Genomic DNA, 15596 nt, shown 5'->3' with positions numbered 1-15596 from the left:
CTCGAGCGCGCCGACGAGCCGCGCCGACCAGCGGCCGCGGCCTCCGGCCGGGTCGGCGCCGACGGCGCCGGGGAGGGTGTCGATGTCGATCCGGGGATGCTAGGCGAGCCGGGCGGGCCGGTGGCGGTGCACCGCCGAGGGGTCAGGAGGCGAAGACCTCGCGCATGAGCGCCGCGGTCTCGCTCGGGGTGCGGCCGACCTTGACGCCCGCCGCCTCGAGCGCCGCCTTCTTGGCCTGCGCCGTGCCGGCGGAGCCGGACACGATCGCGCCCGCGTGGCCCATGGTCTTGCCCTCGGGCGCGGTGAAGCCGGCGACGTAGGCGACGACCGGCTTGGTGACGTTCTGCCGGATGAACTCGGCCGCCCGCTCCTCGGCGTCGCCACCGATCTCCCCGATCATCACGATCGCCTTCGTCTCGGGGTCCGCCTCGAACGCCGCGAGCGCGTCGATGTGGGTGGTGCCGATGATCGGGTCCCCGCCGATGCCGACGGCGGTCGAGATGCCGATGTCGGCGAGCTCGAACATCATCTGGTAGGTCAGGGTGCCCGACTTCGAGACGAGGCCGATGGGGCCGGGTCCGGTGATGGTCGCCGGGATGATGCCTGCGTTCGACTTGCCGGGGCTGATCACGCCCGGGCAGTTCGGGCCGATGATGCGGGTGGCCCCGCCCTTCGACTTGGCGAGCGCCCAGAACTCCGCGGAGTCCTTCACCGGGATGCCCTCGGTGATGACGACGCAGAGCGGGATGCCGGCCTCGACGGCCTCGACGACGGCGGCCTTCGCGAACGCCGGCGGCACGAAGACGACGCTCGTGTCGGCGCCCGTCTCGGCGATCGCCTCGGCGACCGTGCCGAAGATCGGCAGCTCGACGCCGCCGATCTGGACCGTCGTGCCGGCCTTGCGCGGGTTGACGCCCCCGACGACCTGCGCGCCGGACGCGAGCATCCGCGTCGCGTGCTTGGTGCCCTCGGAGCCGGTGAGGCCCTGGACGATGATCTTGGTGTCCGTCCCGATCAGGATCGACATGTCTGCTCGTCCCTTCAGGCCGCAGCCAGCTCGGCGGCCTTCTCGGCCGCTGAATCCATCGTGTCGACGACGGTGACGAGCGGGTGCGCCGCCTCGGCGAGGATCCGCCGCCCCTCCTCGACGTTGTTCCCGTCGAGCCGGACCACGAGCGGCTTGTTCGCCTCGTCGCCCAGCGTCGTGAGGGCCCCGACGATCCCGTTGGCGACGGCGTCGCAGGCGGTGATCCCCCCGAAGACGTTCACGAAGACGCTGCGCACCTGCGGGTCGTTCAGGATGACGTCGAGGCCGGCGGCCATGACCTCGGCCGAGGCGCCGCCGCCGATGTCGAGGAAGTTGGCCGGCTTCACGCCGTACCGCTCGCCGGCGTAGGAGACGACGTCGAGGGTGGACATGACGAGACCGGCGCCGTTGCCGATCACGCCGACCTGGCCGTCGAGCTTCACGTAGTTGAGGTCGTGCTCCTTGGCCTTCGCCTCGAGCGGGTCGACGTCGCCGGCGTCGGCGAGCGCGGCGTGCTCGGGGTGCCGGAACTCCGCGTTGTCGTCGAAGGTGACCTTGCCGTCGAGGGCGATGACGTCGCCCGACTCGGTGAGGACCAGCGGGTTCACCTCGACGAGGGTGGCGTCCTCGTCGCGGTACACCTGCCAGAGGCGCTCGAAGACGGGCGCCACCTTGCCGATCAGCTCGTCCGGGAAGCGGGCCGCGCGGGCGATGGCTTCGGCCCGCTCCGCGGTGACGCCCGTCAGCGGGTCGACCTCCACCCTCGCGAGGGCCTCGGGGCGCTCGACGGCGAGCTCCTCGATCTCCATGCCGCCTTCGTAGGAGGCGAGGGAGAGGTAGGAGCGGTTCGCCCGGTCGAGCAGGATCGAGATGTAGAACTCGCGATCGATGCGGGCGCCGGCGGCGACCATCACCCGCTTCACGACGTGGCCCTTGATGTCGAGGCCGAGGATCCGCGTCGCGGCCTGCTCCGCCTCCTCCGGCGAGTGCGCGACCTTCACGCCGCCCGCCTTGCCGCGGCCACCGGTCTTCACCTGCGCCTTGACGACGACCGTGCCGCCGAGCCGCTCGGCTGCTGCGCGCACCTGCTCAGGGGTGTCCGCGACGATCCCGGCGAGCACGGGAACCCCGTAGTGCTCGAACAGATCGCGCGCCTGGTACTCGAAGAGGTCCACCCTTGCCGTCCTCCATCCGGTCGGAACCGCTCCATCCGGATCGGAACCGGCGAAGAGCCTACCCCCGGCCTTCGGGGCGCCCGCCCGGGTGCCGAGCGGCTGCACGGATGCCTCCCGCGTTGCCGCGTCAACCTTCAGCCGAATAGTGTTCCTGCATGGCCGAGCAGCTCACGCAGGGTGAGGCGTCGACGTGGCGCTTCATCCAGAAGCTCACCGAACTCGCGCAGGGTGTCGTCGAGTCCGAGATCCGCGCGGCCGCGGACCTGTCCACCTCCGAGTTCGACGTGCTCCGCTGCCTGCTGGACTCCCCCGAGCGGCAGCTGCGGCAGAACGAGCTCGCCGCTCAGCTCGGCTGGGACAAGAGCCGGCTCTCCCACCAGCTCACGCGGATGGAGCACCGCGAGCTGATCGAGCGCCGCAAGGCGGGGCGCATCCATGCCGTCACCCTCACCCGGCTGGGGCAGCAGAAGTTCGAGCTCGCCGGCCTCGCCCATGTCGCCGCGGTGCGCACCCTGCTCGTCGAGCACCTGTCGAGCGATGAGCGGGAGGCGCTGCTGCGCACCGCCGTGCTGCAGGCGGAGGAGGCGGCGGCCGCCGCCCAGCCGCCGGCGGAGGCGCCGGTGAAGGGGCAGGCGAAGAGCGGCAGCGCTCCGCAGCGTGTGCTGCGCCCCCGCGTCGGCTGACGCTCCGCCGAGCCGGCCACCGAGGATCCGCCTCGCCGTCGCACCGATGGTCAGTCGTCGGGGATGAGGCGCTTGCCGAAGCCCGTCGCTCCGTCCTCGGCGTAGCCGAGGCGGGCGTAGAAGGCGGCGACCGGCTCGTTGCCGCCGCGGATCTGCACGTTCACCTTCGGGCAGCCGAGCGCGAGCAGGCGCGCCTCGACCTCGGTCATCAGGGTGCGGCCGAGGCCGGCGCCCTGCAGCGCGGGCTCGACCGCCACGTAGTACACCCAGCCGCGGTGCCCGTCGTAGCCGGCCATCGCGGTCGCCACCACGGCGCCGGCACGCTCGACGACGAGGAACAGCTCCGGCTGCACCGTGAGCTTCCGCTCGATGTCGCGCCGGGGGTCGTTCCACGGGCGCGTCAGCCCGCACCGCTGCCACAGGGCGACCACCGGCTCGGTGTCCTCCCGCAGGAAGGACCGGACCCGCTGCGCCACGGCTACAGCTTCGTGATCGGGGCGACCTTGATGAGCAGGCGCTTGCGGCCGGCCGTGTCGAACTGCACCTCGGCGATGCGCTTCGCCGCCACGCCCGTCACGCCGACGACGCGGCCGTCGCCGAAGTCGTCGTGGCGGATGCGGTCCCCCACCGACAGCTCGAGCTCGCCGTTGTCGCGCACCTTGCCGGTGACCCGGTTCGTCCACTCGGTCTTCGGCTTCGCGGGCGGCGCCTCGGCGCCGCTGCTGCCCGACCAGGCGAGGCTGCCCGCCACCCGGGTGCCTCCCGGGCCCGCCATGCCGGGCGACTGCCGCCACTCGATGAGCTCCCCCGGGATCTCGGCGAGGAACCGGCTCGGCGACGAGACGGAGGTCTCGCCGTACTGCGAGCGCGTCATCGCGAGCGACAGGTGGAGCCGCTCGCGGGCCCGGGTGATGCCGACGTAGAACAGCCGCCGCTCCTCGGCCGGCCCGCCCGGCTCGTTCGCGGACATGCGGTGCGGGAGCAGGTCCTCCTCCACGCCGGTGAGGAACACGGCCCGGAACTCGAGGCCCTTCGCGGTGTGCAGCGTCATCAGCGACACCGTGCCGCTCGAGTCGTCCAGCTCGTCCGCGGCGGCGACGAGGGACACCTCGGTGAGGAAGTCGATCAGCAGCCCGTCCGGGTTGTTGCGCTGGAACTCCTTCGTGACGGCGAGGAGCTCCTCGATGTTCTCGACGCGGGCCTCGTCCTGCGGATCCCGACTCGCGCGCAGCACGTCGACGTACCCGCTGCCCTTCAGCAGCAGCGCGAGCACGTCGAAGACCGGGATCGGCGCCATGCCCTCGTCGGGCGGCACGGTGAGCAACGTGGCCTCGTCGAGCAGGTCGGACAGGTCGGTGATCGCCTTCGTCACCTTCGGCCCGAGTCCGAGCTCCCGCGCGTGCCGCAGCCCGTCGCGGAACACCATGCCGTTGCGCTCGGCGTACGCGGCCAGCTGCGTCTCCGTCGCCGGGCCGATCCCGCGCTTCGGGGTGTTCAGGATGCGCCGCACCGCGAGCGAGTCCGCGGGGTTGGCGACCGCGATCAGGTACGCCATGGCGTCCTTGATCTCGGCGCGCTCGTAGAACTTCGTGCCGCCCAGGATCCGGTACGGCACCGCCGAGCGGATGAGGATCTCCTCCAGCGCTCTCGTCTGCGCGTTGGTGCGGTAGAAGACCGCGATGTCGCGGTACTCCATCCCCTCGGAGTGCAGCGTCTCGATCTCGTCCGCGACGAACTGCGCCTCGTCGTGCCCCGAGTAGCCGGTGAAGCCGACGATCTTCTCGCCGGCACCGTCGACGGTGAAGAGGTTCTTCGGCTTGCGGTCGAAGTTGTTCGCGATCACCGCGTTCGCGGCGTCGAGGATCGTCTGCGTCGACCGGTAGTTCTGCTCGAGCAGCACCACCTTCGCCTCGGGGTAGTCGTGCTCGAACTCGACGATGTTGCGGATGTCCGCGCCGCGGAACGCGTAGATCGACTGGTCGGAGTCGCCGACGACCGTGAGCGAGGCGGGCGGCAGGCTCTGCCCACCCGAGACGGCCGGCGGCCGGGTGAGCTCACGGATGAGCGAGTACTGCGCGTGGTTCGTGTCCTGGTACTCGTCGACCATGATGTGCCGGAACCGCCGCTGGTAGAGCTCGGCGCTGTGCGGGAACGCCCGGAACAGGTAGACGGTCTGGGCGATGAGGTCGTCGAAGTCGAACGCGTTGGCGGCCGTCAGGGTGCGCGTGTACTGCCGGAAGATCTCGAGGAACGTGGCCTCCTGCGGATCCGCCAGGTTCGCCTGCCGCGCGAACGTGTCGACGTCGACGAGCTCGTTCTTCAGCTTCGAGATCTTCGCGGCCACGTTCGCCACCGAGAAGCCCAGCACGTCGGCCTCGAGCTCCTTGATGATCCGCTTGATCAGCGCTCGGCTGTCGCCCGAGTCGTAGATCGTGAAGCCGCGGGCGTAGCCGAAGACCTCGGCCTCTCGGCGCAGGATCCGCACGCAGGCCGAGTGGAACGTGGAGATCCACATCCCCTCCGAGGCCTGCTGCCCGACGAGGGCGCGCACGCGCTCCCGCATCTCGCCCGCCGCCTTGTTGGTGAACGTGATCGCGAGGATCTGGCTGGGCCACGCCTCCCGCGACTCGAGCAGGCTCGCGATGCGGTGCGTGAGCACGCGGGTCTTGCCCGATCCGGCGCCCGCGACGATGAGCAGCGCTCTGCCGCGGTAGAGCACGGCCTCGCGCTGCTGCGGGTTCAGCCCGTCGAGCAGCGCGGAGGACTGTTCCACCACCTGCGCCATGGGCATCGATGTTAGGCGCGGGCGCCGACGGGCTCTGCGCGTCCCAGCGCGTCGCGGGCGAGGTCGGGGTGGTCCGCGAAGACGCCGGCGATCCCCGTGCCCGCGAGCCGCCGCCAGTACTCCGCGTACCGGCCGAATCGGCCGAAGCCGCCCGCGCTCCAGTAGCCGGCCGGCAGGAAGCAGTTCTCGGGCCGCAGGGTCCAGGTCCAGACGCTGAGGCCGTGCGCCGCGGCCCGGTCGACGAGCGACGAGCGCACGAGCGCGGTGCGCACGCTGATCCCCGCGAGCCCCTCGAAGCGGGCCAGGTCCCGCAGCTCCTCGCGGAAGGTGACCGGCCGGCCGAAGTGCGCGACGACGTCCGGTGCGACCCTCGGGCCACCGAGGAGGCGCACGAGCGGATGGGGGAAGCGCCGGTCGGCGAGCGACCGCAGCACGGCCTGCTCGAACGACTCGACCGTGAGCTCGGGCACCGCGTCGGCGCCGGCGATCGCGGGGACGAGCAGCTCGTCGAGCGGTAGCCCGAGAGCGGCGGACCGCACGGCGTGCTTCAACTCGATCACGAGCCGGATGCCGGCGCGGGCCGTGACCCCGAGGGCGTCCGACAGCCGCAGCAGCCCGTCCCGCCCGTCGAACGCGGCGCCGGCGGGCCGGAGCCGCGGCAGCCGCTCGCGGGCGGTGAGCGTCGAGAGCTCCGCCCAGGTGAAGTCCTCGGCGAACCAGCCCCGAATCGTGCGGCCGTCGACGTCCTTCGCGCGGCGCCGGGAGGCGAACTCGGGCCGCGCGGCGATGTCCGTGGTCCCGGAGAGCTCCGGCTCGTGCCGGACGACGAGCTCGCCGTCCTTCGAGGCGACGACGTCGACCTCGATCGCGTCGGCCCCCTGCTCGATCGCCAGCTGGAACGCGTCTCGCGTGTGCTCCGGCCGGTAGCCGGACGCGCCCCGATGGGCGATGACGAGCGGCGTCGCGGCGGGCATCCCCACAGGGTAGGCGCCCCACCGCGCCTCCCCGGGAAGGCGCGGGACGGCTTGTACGGTGTGCGGATGCCGCGGTTCGTGATGCGCGGGCGCCCGGCGCCCGAGCCGACCTCCCGGCTCCCGCTCGCCTGGGGCGACTACCGCACCCGCTACGTCCTCGGCGTCGCCCTGCTCATCGCGGGCGCGGCCCTCGTCTCGGAGACGACCGCGGTCACGTTCTCCCTCGGCCTGGTCGGATCCGCGGTTCACCTCGCCGGCTGGGTCGTGCAGCCGGGCCGGCCGCTGGCGCGGGCGGCGGTCGCGCTGCCCTCGCTCGTCTTCTGCTGGTGCACGATCACCGGCCCGAAGACGATGTGGCTGCTCGCCCTCGTGCTGCCCTGCTGGCTGCTGGTGCGGCGCCGCCCGCCGATCACCTACTGGTCGGTCGCGTTGCCGCTCGGGCTCGGCCTCGTGCTCGCGTCCGCGTTCTCGCACGTCGCGGACAAGGGCCTCACGTTCTGGACCGTCGTCGTCGGCGTGATCCTCGGCGCGTGGCTCGCCCGCGAGTACGCGCTCCGCGTGCGGCTCGTCCATACGGATCGCATAGGTCCGACACCCGCTCCGGGGCCCGGAACGCCGTAAACTGATGGGCTCCCGACGAGCAGCTCGCCCGTCGGCCATCCTCACCGAGAAGGAACCATGGCGAATCCCGCCCTCTCCAACAACCCGGCGTTCCGCAACAACGCCCCGGTCAGCGCGGCCACGCTCGAGGAGCTCTACGAGCGCCCGTCGGCGACCCCGGCCGAGACGAACCGGATGACCTACGAGGACACCGCGGTGAAGACCGTCGTGCTCTTCGCGGTGCTGCTCGCCACCGGCGCGGTCGGCTGGTTCGTGCCGGGGCTCGCGATCGTCGGTGCCCTCGTCGGCTTCGTGCTGGCCATGGTCAACACGTTCAAGCGGCAGCCCTCGGTGCCCCTCATCGTCGGCTACGCCGCCTTCGAGGGCCTCTTCATCGGCGGCATCACCGCGATCTTCGAGGCCAACTTCCCGGGCGTGGCCATCCAGGCCGTGCTCGCGACCCTCGTGACCGTCGGCGTCACGCTCGCGCTCTTCGCGAGCGGCAAGGTGCGCGCATCGGCACGAGCGACGAAGATCTTCCTCATCGCGATGGTCGGCTACCTCGTGTTCCGCCTCGTCGAGGCCGGCATCATGCTGTTCGGCGGCACGAGCTCGCCGTTCGGCCTCTCGAGCACCCGGCTCATCGGAGGCATCCCCCTCGGTGTCATCGTCGGCGTGCTCGCCGTCCTGCTCGCGGCCTACTCGCTCGTGCTCGACTTCGACCAGATCCAGCAGGGCGTGCGGCGCGGGCTCCCCGCGAAGTACGGCTGGACGGGTGCCTTCGGCCTCATGGTCACGATCGTCTGGCTGTACGTCGAGTTCCTGCGGATCTTCGCGCTCCTGAACCGTCGCTAGTCCCAGGACCCGCGCGAAGGGTGTCCGTCCCCGGTGGGCGGGCACCCTTCGCCGTTCCGGGGGGACGACCGCGACGACGGCCGCTGCGTGGCGAGCTCGCAGCGCCGAGGTCGGTCGTCGACCGTCGGGATCCGCGCCCGCGCCGGTCGCCCTGGGCTCGGAGGCCGGGGACGGTGACGCCCTCACCGTCCACGAGCGCTGACCGCGCCTGCCGCACCGAGCCGATCGGATCGGCTCGGCTCGGATCGATGCGACTCGCCGGGTGCCAGGGAATTCGGGGGCTCGCGGGGGCCGCCGTCTACCGTGAGCCGGTCCCGTTCGCCGATCCCTCCGAAGGACCCCCGCTCCCGATGCTCGAGATGCTGCTCCGGCCCTTCGCCCGCGCATTCCTGACCCGCGTCCAGGCCGAGCTCGATCACGTGGCGCACCCCACGGATCCGCCGCAGTACCACGCGCCCGGGCCCGACCCCGACCGTGTGCTCGTCTTCGGGAACGGACCGGCCACCGGGTTCGGTGTCCGCACGCAGGACCTCGCCCTGCCGGGCCAGATCGGCCGGATCCTGGCGGCGCAGACCGGCCGCGGCGCCGATGTCGACCTCGTCGCCCGGCGGCGCACCTCGGTCGAGATCGCCCCGCCGCTGATCGCCCGCCTCCGTCCCGAGCGCTACGACGGCATCGTCGTCATCATCGGCGCGACCGACGCCGCCGCCTTCCTCTCGGTGACCCGCTGGCGCGCGGCCATGCGCGCCCTGCTCGAGGAGATCACCCGTCGGGCGTCGCCCGGGACGCCGATCGTCGTGCTCGGCATCTACAGCCTGCGCCGCTCCTCGCTGACCGCCGGCGTGCTCGGCGACCTGGTCGACCGCCACGCCCGCCGCCTCAATGCGGCGACCAGGGCCCTCTGCGCGGAGGATCCCCGCCTCACCTACGTCGACCGGGACGACGAGGCGGTGCGCGGCGTGCAGTACCGCTCCGCGCAGGCCTTCCAGCTGCTGGCCGAGATGATCGTGCCGGCGCTCGTCGGCGGGCTCGACGCGGCCGCCGCGGCGGCCGACACCCGCTCCGCGCGGGCCGTGCGCGACACCCCGGCGGCCGAGGTGGCCCGGCAGTCGGCCCTCGACGCCCTCGACGTGCTCGACACGGTGCCCGAGGAGCGGTTCGACCGGATCGCGCGGTCCGCGAAGTCGACGTTCGGCGCGACGTTCGCGGGGATCTCCCTCGTGGACCGGGAGCGGCAGTGGCACAAGGCCGTCGCCGGCCCGGACGACAGCCCGGTCGAGCTCCCCCGCGAGGTCGCGCTCTGCCACCGCACGATCCGGCACGACCGTCCGCTCGTCGTCCCCGACCTGCGGAACGACCCCCACGTGCACCCCGACCTCCTGGCCGCGGGCTGGCGCTTCTACGCCGGCTACCCGATCGAGTCGCCCGACGGCTACCGGATCGGGGCGCTCTGCGTGCTCGACACCGAGCCGAGATCGGGCCGCGACATCGACACCACCCTGCTTCGCGACCTCGCCCTCCGTGCGCAGCGCGAGTTCTGGACCCGTCCCGACGGATCCGTCCGGGAGTCGCTGCCGCGCTGACCCCTTCACGGCCCATCACGCGGATCCGGAGTTCTCGAAACGACACGCCGCTTCCCGAGGCGTCGGGTCGGCGCGTCGTCCGATTTCTCCGGAACGACGCGATGGTTTGTGGCGTCTCCCAGCCGCTCGGGTACTACTCCCGTCGTTGCAGCGCGTCCGAGACGGACGCGCGCAGTGACGCCGCGGCGGACGTGCAGGCACACCGGGTGGACGTCACCTCCCAGCCGCTCGGGTACTACTCCCGTCGTTGCAGCGCATCCTGCGGACGCGCGCAGTGAGGTGGTGAGGAGGCACGCAGTGCCCCCCCACCACCTCACTCCCACTCGATCGTGCCGGGGGGCTTGCTCGTCACGTCGAGCACGACCCGGTTCACGCCGGCGACCTCGTTCGTGATGCGGTTCGACACGCGTGCGAGCACGTCGTAGGGCAGGCGCGTCCAATCCGCCGTCATCGCGTCCTCGCTCGACACCGGCCGCAGCACGATCGGATGCCCGTACGTGCGCCCGTCGCCCTGCACGCCCACGCTCCGCACGTCTGCGAGCAGCACCACCGGGCACTGCCAGATCTCGTCGTCGAGACGCGCGGCCGTCAGCTCCTCGCGCACGATCGCGTCCGCGCGGCGCAGGGTCGCCAGCCGGTCCGGCGTGACCGCCCCGACGATCCGGATCGCGAGCCCCGGCCCCGGGAACGGCTGCCGCGCCACGATCGGCTCGGGCAGCCCGAGCTGCCGTCCGATCGCCCGCACCTCGTCCTTGAACAGAGTGCGCAGCGGCTCGACCAGCTCGAAGGTGAGGTCCTCGGGCAGACCACCGACGTTGTGGTGGCTCTTGATGTTCGCGGTGCCGCTTCCGCCGCCGGACTCCACGACGTCCGGGTAGAGCGTGCCCTGCACGAGGAACCGGACGGTCTCGCCCACCTCGGCCGCCTCGCGCACGACCTCCGCCGCGGCCCGCTCGAAGGTGCGGATGAACTCGCGGCCGATCGCCTTCCGCTTCGTCTCCGGGTCCGACACCCCGTCCAGCGCGGCGAGGAACTGCGCGCTCGCGTCCACCGTGACGAGCCGCACCCCGGTCGCGGCCACGAAGTCGCGCTCGACCTGCTCGGCCTCGTCCTCCCGCAGCAGCCCGTGGTCGACGAAGACGCAGGTGAGCCGGTCGCCGACCGCGCGCTGCACCAGCGCCGCAGCGACCGCGGAGTCGACGCCGCCCGACAGCCCGCAGAGAACGCGGGCGTCGCCGACCTGGGCGCGGATCCGCTCGACCTGCTCCGCGATGACGTTGCCGGGGTTCCAGTCGCGGCCGATCCCCGCCCGCCCGTGCAGGAAGTTCTCGAGCACCTGCTGGCCGTAGGCGGAGTGCTTCACCTCCGGATGCCACTGCACGCCGTAGAGCCGCCGCTCGTCGCTCGCGAACGCCGCGACCGGCGTCGACGGGCTGCTCGCCAGCACCCGGAAGCCGTCCGGAGCCTCGGCGACCGAGTCGCCATGGCTCATCCAGACCGTCTGGTCGACCGGCACGCCGTCGAGGAGGCCGCCGCCCGCACCCTCCGCGACCCGCACCGGCGTGGACCCGTACTCCCTGGCGCCCGTGTGCGCGACCGTGCCGCCGAGCTGCTGCGCCATCACCTGGAAGCCGTAGCAGATGCCGAGCACCGGCACCCCGAGCTCGAGGATGCCCGGATCGAGCGCCGGGGCCCCCGGCTCGTAGACGCTGGACGGGCCGCCGGAGAGCACGATGCCCGCCGGGTTCCGCCGGGCGACCTCCTCCGCCGTCACGCCGTGCGGCACGATCTCGGAGTACACGCCCGCCTCGCGCACCCGCCGCGCGATGAGCTGCGCGTACTGGGCGCCGAAGTCGACGACGAGGACCGGATGGGCCTCCGCTCCGGCCGCGGCGCCCGGATCCGCATCCGTCGTCGCCGGATCCGCGCTGGCCTGCATGGCGTCCGTCACCCCAGGAAGTCTAGGGCGGCGCGATCCGCGACCCCGCGGGGGCGGCCGCACCAATACCCTGGTGCCCACCGACCCCAGGGAGCGCCGTGACCGCCCAGACCTCTCGCCCCGCCGCATCCGGTGACGGCGTCCGCGCCGGCATCGAGGTGAACGGTCTGAACACCATCGCGGAGGCCGAACGCCGCGGCCGGGCCCGCGACCTGTTCTGGCCGTGGTTCGCCGCCAACGTGTCCGTGCTCGGACTCGGGTACGGCAGCTTCATCCTCGGCTTCGGCATCTCCTTCTGGCAGGCGACGCTCGTCGCGATCATCGGCATCGTCGTCTCGTTCGCGCTCTGCGGCTTCGTCGCCCTGTCGGGCAAGCGGGGCTCCGCACCGACGATGGTGCTGAGCCGGGCGGCCTTCGGCGTGCGTGGCAACCGCCTGCCCGCCGTGATCTCGTGGGTGCTCACGGTCGGCTGGGAGACCGCGCTCACCGCGCTCGCGGTCCTCGCGACGGCGACCGTTTTCGGCGAGCTCGGGCTCGGGAACGGCGCGGTCACGAAGATCATCGCGCTGATCGTCGTCGCCGCGCTGATCGTGGGGGCGGGCATCGCCGGCTTCGACCTGATCATGCGGCTGCAGGTCTGGATCACCTGGATCACCGCGGTGCTGACCGTCGTCTACGTCGTCCTGACGGCGCCGAAGATCGACCTCGCCGCCGTCGGCGCGGTCGCCGCCGGATCGCCGCAGGCCGTGATCGGCGCCCTGGTCTTCGTCATGACCGGCTTCGGGCTCGGCTGGGTGAACGCCGCCGCCGACTACTCGCGCTACCTGCCGCGCTCCACCCGCAGCGGCGGGGTGTTCGGCTGGACGACCCTCGGCGGCGCGCTCGCGCCCGTCCTGCTCGTCGTGATCGGGCTGCTGCTCGCCGGGTCGTCGCCGAAGCTGAGCAAGGCGATCGGCGCGGATCCCATCGGCGCGCTGACGACGATCCTGCCGATCTGGTTCCTCATCCCGTTCGCGATCGTCGCGATCCTCGGCCTCGTCGGCGGCGCGGTCCTCGACATCTACTCCTCCGGGCTCGCCCTCCTGTCGGCGGGCATCCCGATCCCGCGGTACGTCGCCGCCGGCGTCGACGGTGTCGTGATGATCATCGGTGCGATCTACGTCGCGTTCTTCGCCCCCGACTTCGTCGCCCCCTTCGAGGCGTTCCTCGTGACGCTCGGCGTGCCGATCGCGGCCTGGTGCGGGGTCTTCCTCGCCGACTTCGCCCTGCGCAGGCGCGACTACGCCGACGCCGACCTGCAGGACCCGCGCGGCCGCTACGGCGACGTGCGGGTCCTGCCGATCGCGCTCCTCGTGATCGGCACGGTGCTCGGCTGGGGTCTCGTCATCAACACCTACGGGGTGCCGGCGTGGCTCGACTGGCAGGGCTACCTGCTCGGCCCGTTCGGGCTCGGCGGCCGGGGCGGCGCGTGGGCCTACGCGAACCTCGGCGTGATCGTCGCGCTCCTCGTCGGCTTCCTCGGCACCCTGCTGATCGGCCGCGCCGCCGTGCGACGCCAGGAGTCGCTGCCGGAGACGCAGCGGACCCCGGCATGACCGGTGACGCGCTCGTCGTCGTCGACATGCAGCACGTCTTCGCCGATCCCGCGAGCCCCTGGAACACCCCCGACTACGCCGCCGCGGCCGCCGGGGTGCGGCGGCTGCTGCCCGCCTTCACCGGAGTGACGGTGTGGACGCGGTTCGTCGCGCCCGAGCGGCCGGAAGGCGCCTGGCGCGCCTACTACGACGAGTGGCCGTTCGCCCTCGTGCCGGACGAGGACCCGATCTGGCTCATCGATCCGGCACTCGGCCCCGCCTCAGACCCCGTCGTGAGCGCGCCGACGTTCGGCAAGTGGGGGGACGCGCTCGCGTCCGCCCTTGGCGGCGCCGAGCGCCTCGTCGTCGTCGGCGTCTCGACGGACTGCTGCGTGCTGTCGACGGCACTCGCCGCCGCGGATGCCGGCCGTGCCGTGGTGGTCGCCGCCGACGCCTGCGCCGGCGCGAGCGCCGCCGACCACGAGCGCGCGCTCGCCGCGATGGCGCTCTACACGCCGCTCATCACGATCTCGAGCGTCGACGAGGTCGTGGGGCGCCGATGACGACTCGGCGGGAGCGGGCACTCGGGGCCCTGATCGGCCTCGCGGTGGGCGACGCCCTCGGCATGCCGACGCAGGGGCTGTCGCGGGAGCGCATCCGGTCGACGGTCGGGCCGGTCACCCGCCTCCTGCCCGCACCCCCCGACCACCCGATCGCCGCCGGCCTGCCGGCCGGATCCGTGACGGACGACACCGAGCAGGCGCTGCTGCTCGCCGACCTGCTGATCGAGGGCGCCGGCCGCGTCGACCCGGGCCGGTTCGCGGTCCGGCTCGCGGACTGGGAGGACCGGATGCGCGAGCGCGGCTCCCTCGACCTGCTCGGTCCGTCGACGAGGAAGGCGGTGCAGGCCGTGCTCGAGGGCGTGCCACCCGAGCTCGCCGGCACGACGGGCACGACGAACGGCGCGGCGATGCGCATCGCGCCTGTCGGCATCGCGACCGCATGCGACGACCTCCCCGCCCTCGTCGACCGGGTCGAGGAAGCATGCCTCGTCAGTCATGCGACCTCGGTCGCCATCGCCGGGGCTGCGGCGGTCGCCGCCGCCGTCTCGGCCGGCGTCGAAGGGCAGCCGCTGCACGTCGCCGTCGCGCTCGCGATCCGCGCTGCGCGGGAGGGCGTGCAGCGCGGCACCTGGGTGGCCGGCGCGGACGTCGGGGCGAGGATCGCGTGGGTGCTCGAGCGTTCCGCCCGTGGCGAGCCCGGCAGCACGGTGCCCGAGATCGTCGCCCTCGTCGGAACGAGCCTCGCCACCCAGGAGTCCGTGCCGGCCGCGTTCGCGATGCTCGCCCTGCATCCGGACGACCCGTGGGCGGCGTGCTGCGAGGCCGCCGGGCTCGGCGGCGACACGGACACCATCGCCGCGATGGCGGGCGCGATCGGCGGAGCCGTCCACGGGCCTGCCGCGTTCCCCGCGGACGCGGTGTCGACGGTGCTCGCCGTGAACGCCCTCGACCTCGAACGCCGCGCCGACGCACTGCTCGCGCTGCGGTGACCGGCCGCGTCGTCACGCTCGGCAACGCGGTCGTCGACCTCGTCGCCGCGGTTCCGGCGCTGCCCACCCGCGGCAGCGACGTCGTCGCGAGCGACGGGGGCCCGGTCGCGGGGGGCGGCGGCCTGCGGATGGTCCTCGCGGTCCGAGCCGCGGGCGGGGCTGCGGCGTTCGCGGGCCGCATCGGCACCGGTCCCCTCGGTCGCACGGTGGGGACCGCGCTCGAGACCGCCCGCATCCCGGTCCTCACCGCCCCCGTGCCGGACCGCGACACCGGCCTCGCGGTCACCCTCGTCGAACCCGACGGCGAGCGCGCCTTCGTCACGCTGCCGGGCGCCGAGCTCGCCGACCCGGCACTCGCCGACGTGCGCTTCCAGGCCGACGACCTCGTGCACGTCTCCGGCTACGGGCTGCAGGACCCCGAGCGCACCGCGGCGATCACGCGCGTGCTCGAGGCGCTGCCGCCCGGCACGACGGTGCTGCTCGATCCCGGCCCGCTCGGCCTCCAGGGCGACGCCGGAGCGCTGCTGGCCCGCGTCGACTGGTGGAGCGGCACCGAGGACGAGGCGACGGCCGCCACCGGGATCACGGATCCGGTGCTGGCCGCGGCCGCGCTCGCCGGCCGGATGCGCCGCGGTGCCGTGGTGCGGCGCGGATCCGCGGGCTGCGTCCTCGCGGTCCGCGGGAACGACCCCCTCGCGCTGCCCGCGCCACGGGTCGTCGCCCGCTCGACGAACGGCGCCGGCGACACCCATGTCGGCACGTTCCTCGCGGCGCTCGCGAGCGGCGCCGGCCCGCACGACGCTGCCGTGCGGGCCAACGAGGCGGCGGCCGCGTTCGTGGCGGGCTGAG

14 protein-coding genes are annotated in these 15596 nt (G+C 73.1%); 8 read left to right on the top strand and 6 right to left on the bottom strand.

Annotation, left to right across the window (positions count from 1 at the left end; genetic code table 11):
* Window positions 1-142: 142 nt before the first annotated feature.
* Together sucD and sucC are read right to left on the bottom strand one after the other, a co-directional pair.
* The gene (gene sucD, locus JWQ92_RS04095) at window positions 143-1027 is read right to left on the bottom strand and encodes a succinate--CoA ligase subunit alpha (RefSeq protein ID WP_297343185.1); all 885 of its coding nucleotides are present in this window, start codon (window positions 1025-1027) and stop codon (window positions 143-145) included.
* A 14-nt stretch (window positions 1028-1041) separates the two neighbouring features.
* Window positions 1042-2202 carry an ADP-forming succinate--CoA ligase subunit beta gene (gene sucC, locus JWQ92_RS04090; protein ID WP_297343184.1) on the bottom strand — a complete coding sequence of 387 codons (1161 nt, stop codon included), beginning with the start codon at window positions 2200-2202 and terminating at the stop codon, window positions 1042-1044.
* A gap of 155 nt (window positions 2203-2357) precedes the next feature.
* Between sucC and JWQ92_RS04085 the strand changes: the two genes are divergently transcribed.
* A complete protein-coding gene (locus JWQ92_RS04085; protein ID WP_297343183.1) occupies window positions 2358-2885 on the top strand; it encodes a MarR family winged helix-turn-helix transcriptional regulator in 528 nt (175 codons plus the stop codon).
* A gap of 50 nt (window positions 2886-2935) precedes the next feature.
* Here the strand turns inward: JWQ92_RS04085 and JWQ92_RS04080 are convergent, their stop codons facing one another.
* The 3 genes from JWQ92_RS04080 to JWQ92_RS04070 are packed head-to-tail and all read right to left on the bottom strand — an operon-like array spanning window position 2936 to window position 6644.
* The gene (locus JWQ92_RS04080) at window positions 2936-3361 is read right to left on the bottom strand and encodes a GNAT family acetyltransferase (RefSeq protein WP_297343182.1); all 426 of its coding nucleotides are present in this window, start codon (window positions 3359-3361) and stop codon (window positions 2936-2938) included.
* A gap of 2 nt (window positions 3362-3363) precedes the next feature.
* The gene (locus JWQ92_RS04075; RefSeq protein ID WP_297343181.1) at window positions 3364-5670 is read right to left on the bottom strand and encodes an ATP-dependent helicase; all 2307 of its coding nucleotides are present in this window, start codon (window positions 5668-5670) and stop codon (window positions 3364-3366) included.
* A gap of 11 nt (window positions 5671-5681) precedes the next feature.
* Window positions 5682-6644: a glycerophosphodiester phosphodiesterase family protein gene (locus tag JWQ92_RS04070; RefSeq protein WP_297343180.1), complete on the bottom strand. Its 963-nt coding sequence runs from the start codon at window positions 6642-6644 to the stop codon at window positions 5682-5684.
* A gap of 66 nt (window positions 6645-6710) precedes the next feature.
* Between JWQ92_RS04070 and JWQ92_RS04065 the strand changes: the two genes are divergently transcribed.
* The 3 genes from JWQ92_RS04065 to JWQ92_RS04055 all read left to right on the top strand — a co-directional run bounded on the left by JWQ92_RS04065 (window position 6711) and on the right by JWQ92_RS04055 (window position 9682).
* On the top strand, window positions 6711-7265 hold the full coding sequence (locus tag JWQ92_RS04065; RefSeq protein ID WP_297343179.1) for a hypothetical protein: 555 nt from the start codon (window positions 6711-6713) through the stop codon (window positions 7263-7265).
* Between the two features lie 57 nt (window positions 7266-7322).
* Window positions 7323-8099 carry a Bax inhibitor-1/YccA family protein gene (locus JWQ92_RS04060; RefSeq protein ID WP_297343178.1) on the top strand — a complete coding sequence of 259 codons (777 nt, stop codon included), beginning with the start codon at window positions 7323-7325 and terminating at the stop codon, window positions 8097-8099.
* A gap of 350 nt (window positions 8100-8449) precedes the next feature.
* Complete coding sequence (locus JWQ92_RS04055) at window positions 8450-9682, top strand: GAF domain-containing protein (protein WP_297343177.1); 1233 nt, start codon at window positions 8450-8452, stop codon at window positions 9680-9682.
* A 313-nt stretch (window positions 9683-9995) separates the two neighbouring features.
* Here JWQ92_RS04055 and guaA read toward each other — a convergent pair whose 3' ends face one another.
* On the bottom strand, window positions 9996-11633 hold the full coding sequence (gene guaA / locus JWQ92_RS04050; protein ID WP_297343176.1) for a glutamine-hydrolyzing GMP synthase: 1638 nt from the start codon (window positions 11631-11633) through the stop codon (window positions 9996-9998).
* An 86-nt stretch (window positions 11634-11719) separates the two neighbouring features.
* On the opposite strand from guaA, the gene JWQ92_RS04045 reads away from it, so the two are divergent.
* The 4 genes from JWQ92_RS04045 to JWQ92_RS04030 are packed head-to-tail and all read left to right on the top strand — an operon-like array spanning window position 11720 to window position 15595.
* Window positions 11720-13216, top strand: a complete 1497-nt coding sequence (locus tag JWQ92_RS04045; protein WP_297343175.1) for a cytosine permease — start codon at window positions 11720-11722, stop codon at window positions 13214-13216.
* Entirely contained in the window at window positions 13213-13758 is a 546-nt protein-coding gene (locus JWQ92_RS04040; RefSeq protein ID WP_297343174.1) for an isochorismatase family protein, read from the top strand. The genes JWQ92_RS04045 and JWQ92_RS04040 overlap by 4 nt, the downstream gene beginning before the upstream one ends.
* Window positions 13755-14747, top strand: coding sequence for an ADP-ribosylglycohydrolase family protein (locus JWQ92_RS04035; RefSeq protein ID WP_297343173.1), 993 nt, complete (start codon window positions 13755-13757; stop codon window positions 14745-14747). Before JWQ92_RS04040 ends, JWQ92_RS04035 begins: the two co-directional genes overlap by 4 nt.
* Complete coding sequence (locus JWQ92_RS04030) at window positions 14744-15595, top strand: PfkB family carbohydrate kinase (RefSeq protein WP_297343172.1); 852 nt, start codon at window positions 14744-14746, stop codon at window positions 15593-15595. The genes JWQ92_RS04035 and JWQ92_RS04030 overlap by 4 nt, the downstream gene beginning before the upstream one ends.
* Window position 15596: the final 1 nt, after the last annotated feature.

This window comes from Amnibacterium sp., assembly GCF_025463795.1.
Lineage (GTDB): Bacteria > Actinomycetota > Actinomycetes > Actinomycetales > Microbacteriaceae > Amnibacterium.
The sequence above is the reverse complement of the archived record's forward strand: the minus strand, read 5'-3'. Positions and strand labels throughout refer to the sequence as shown.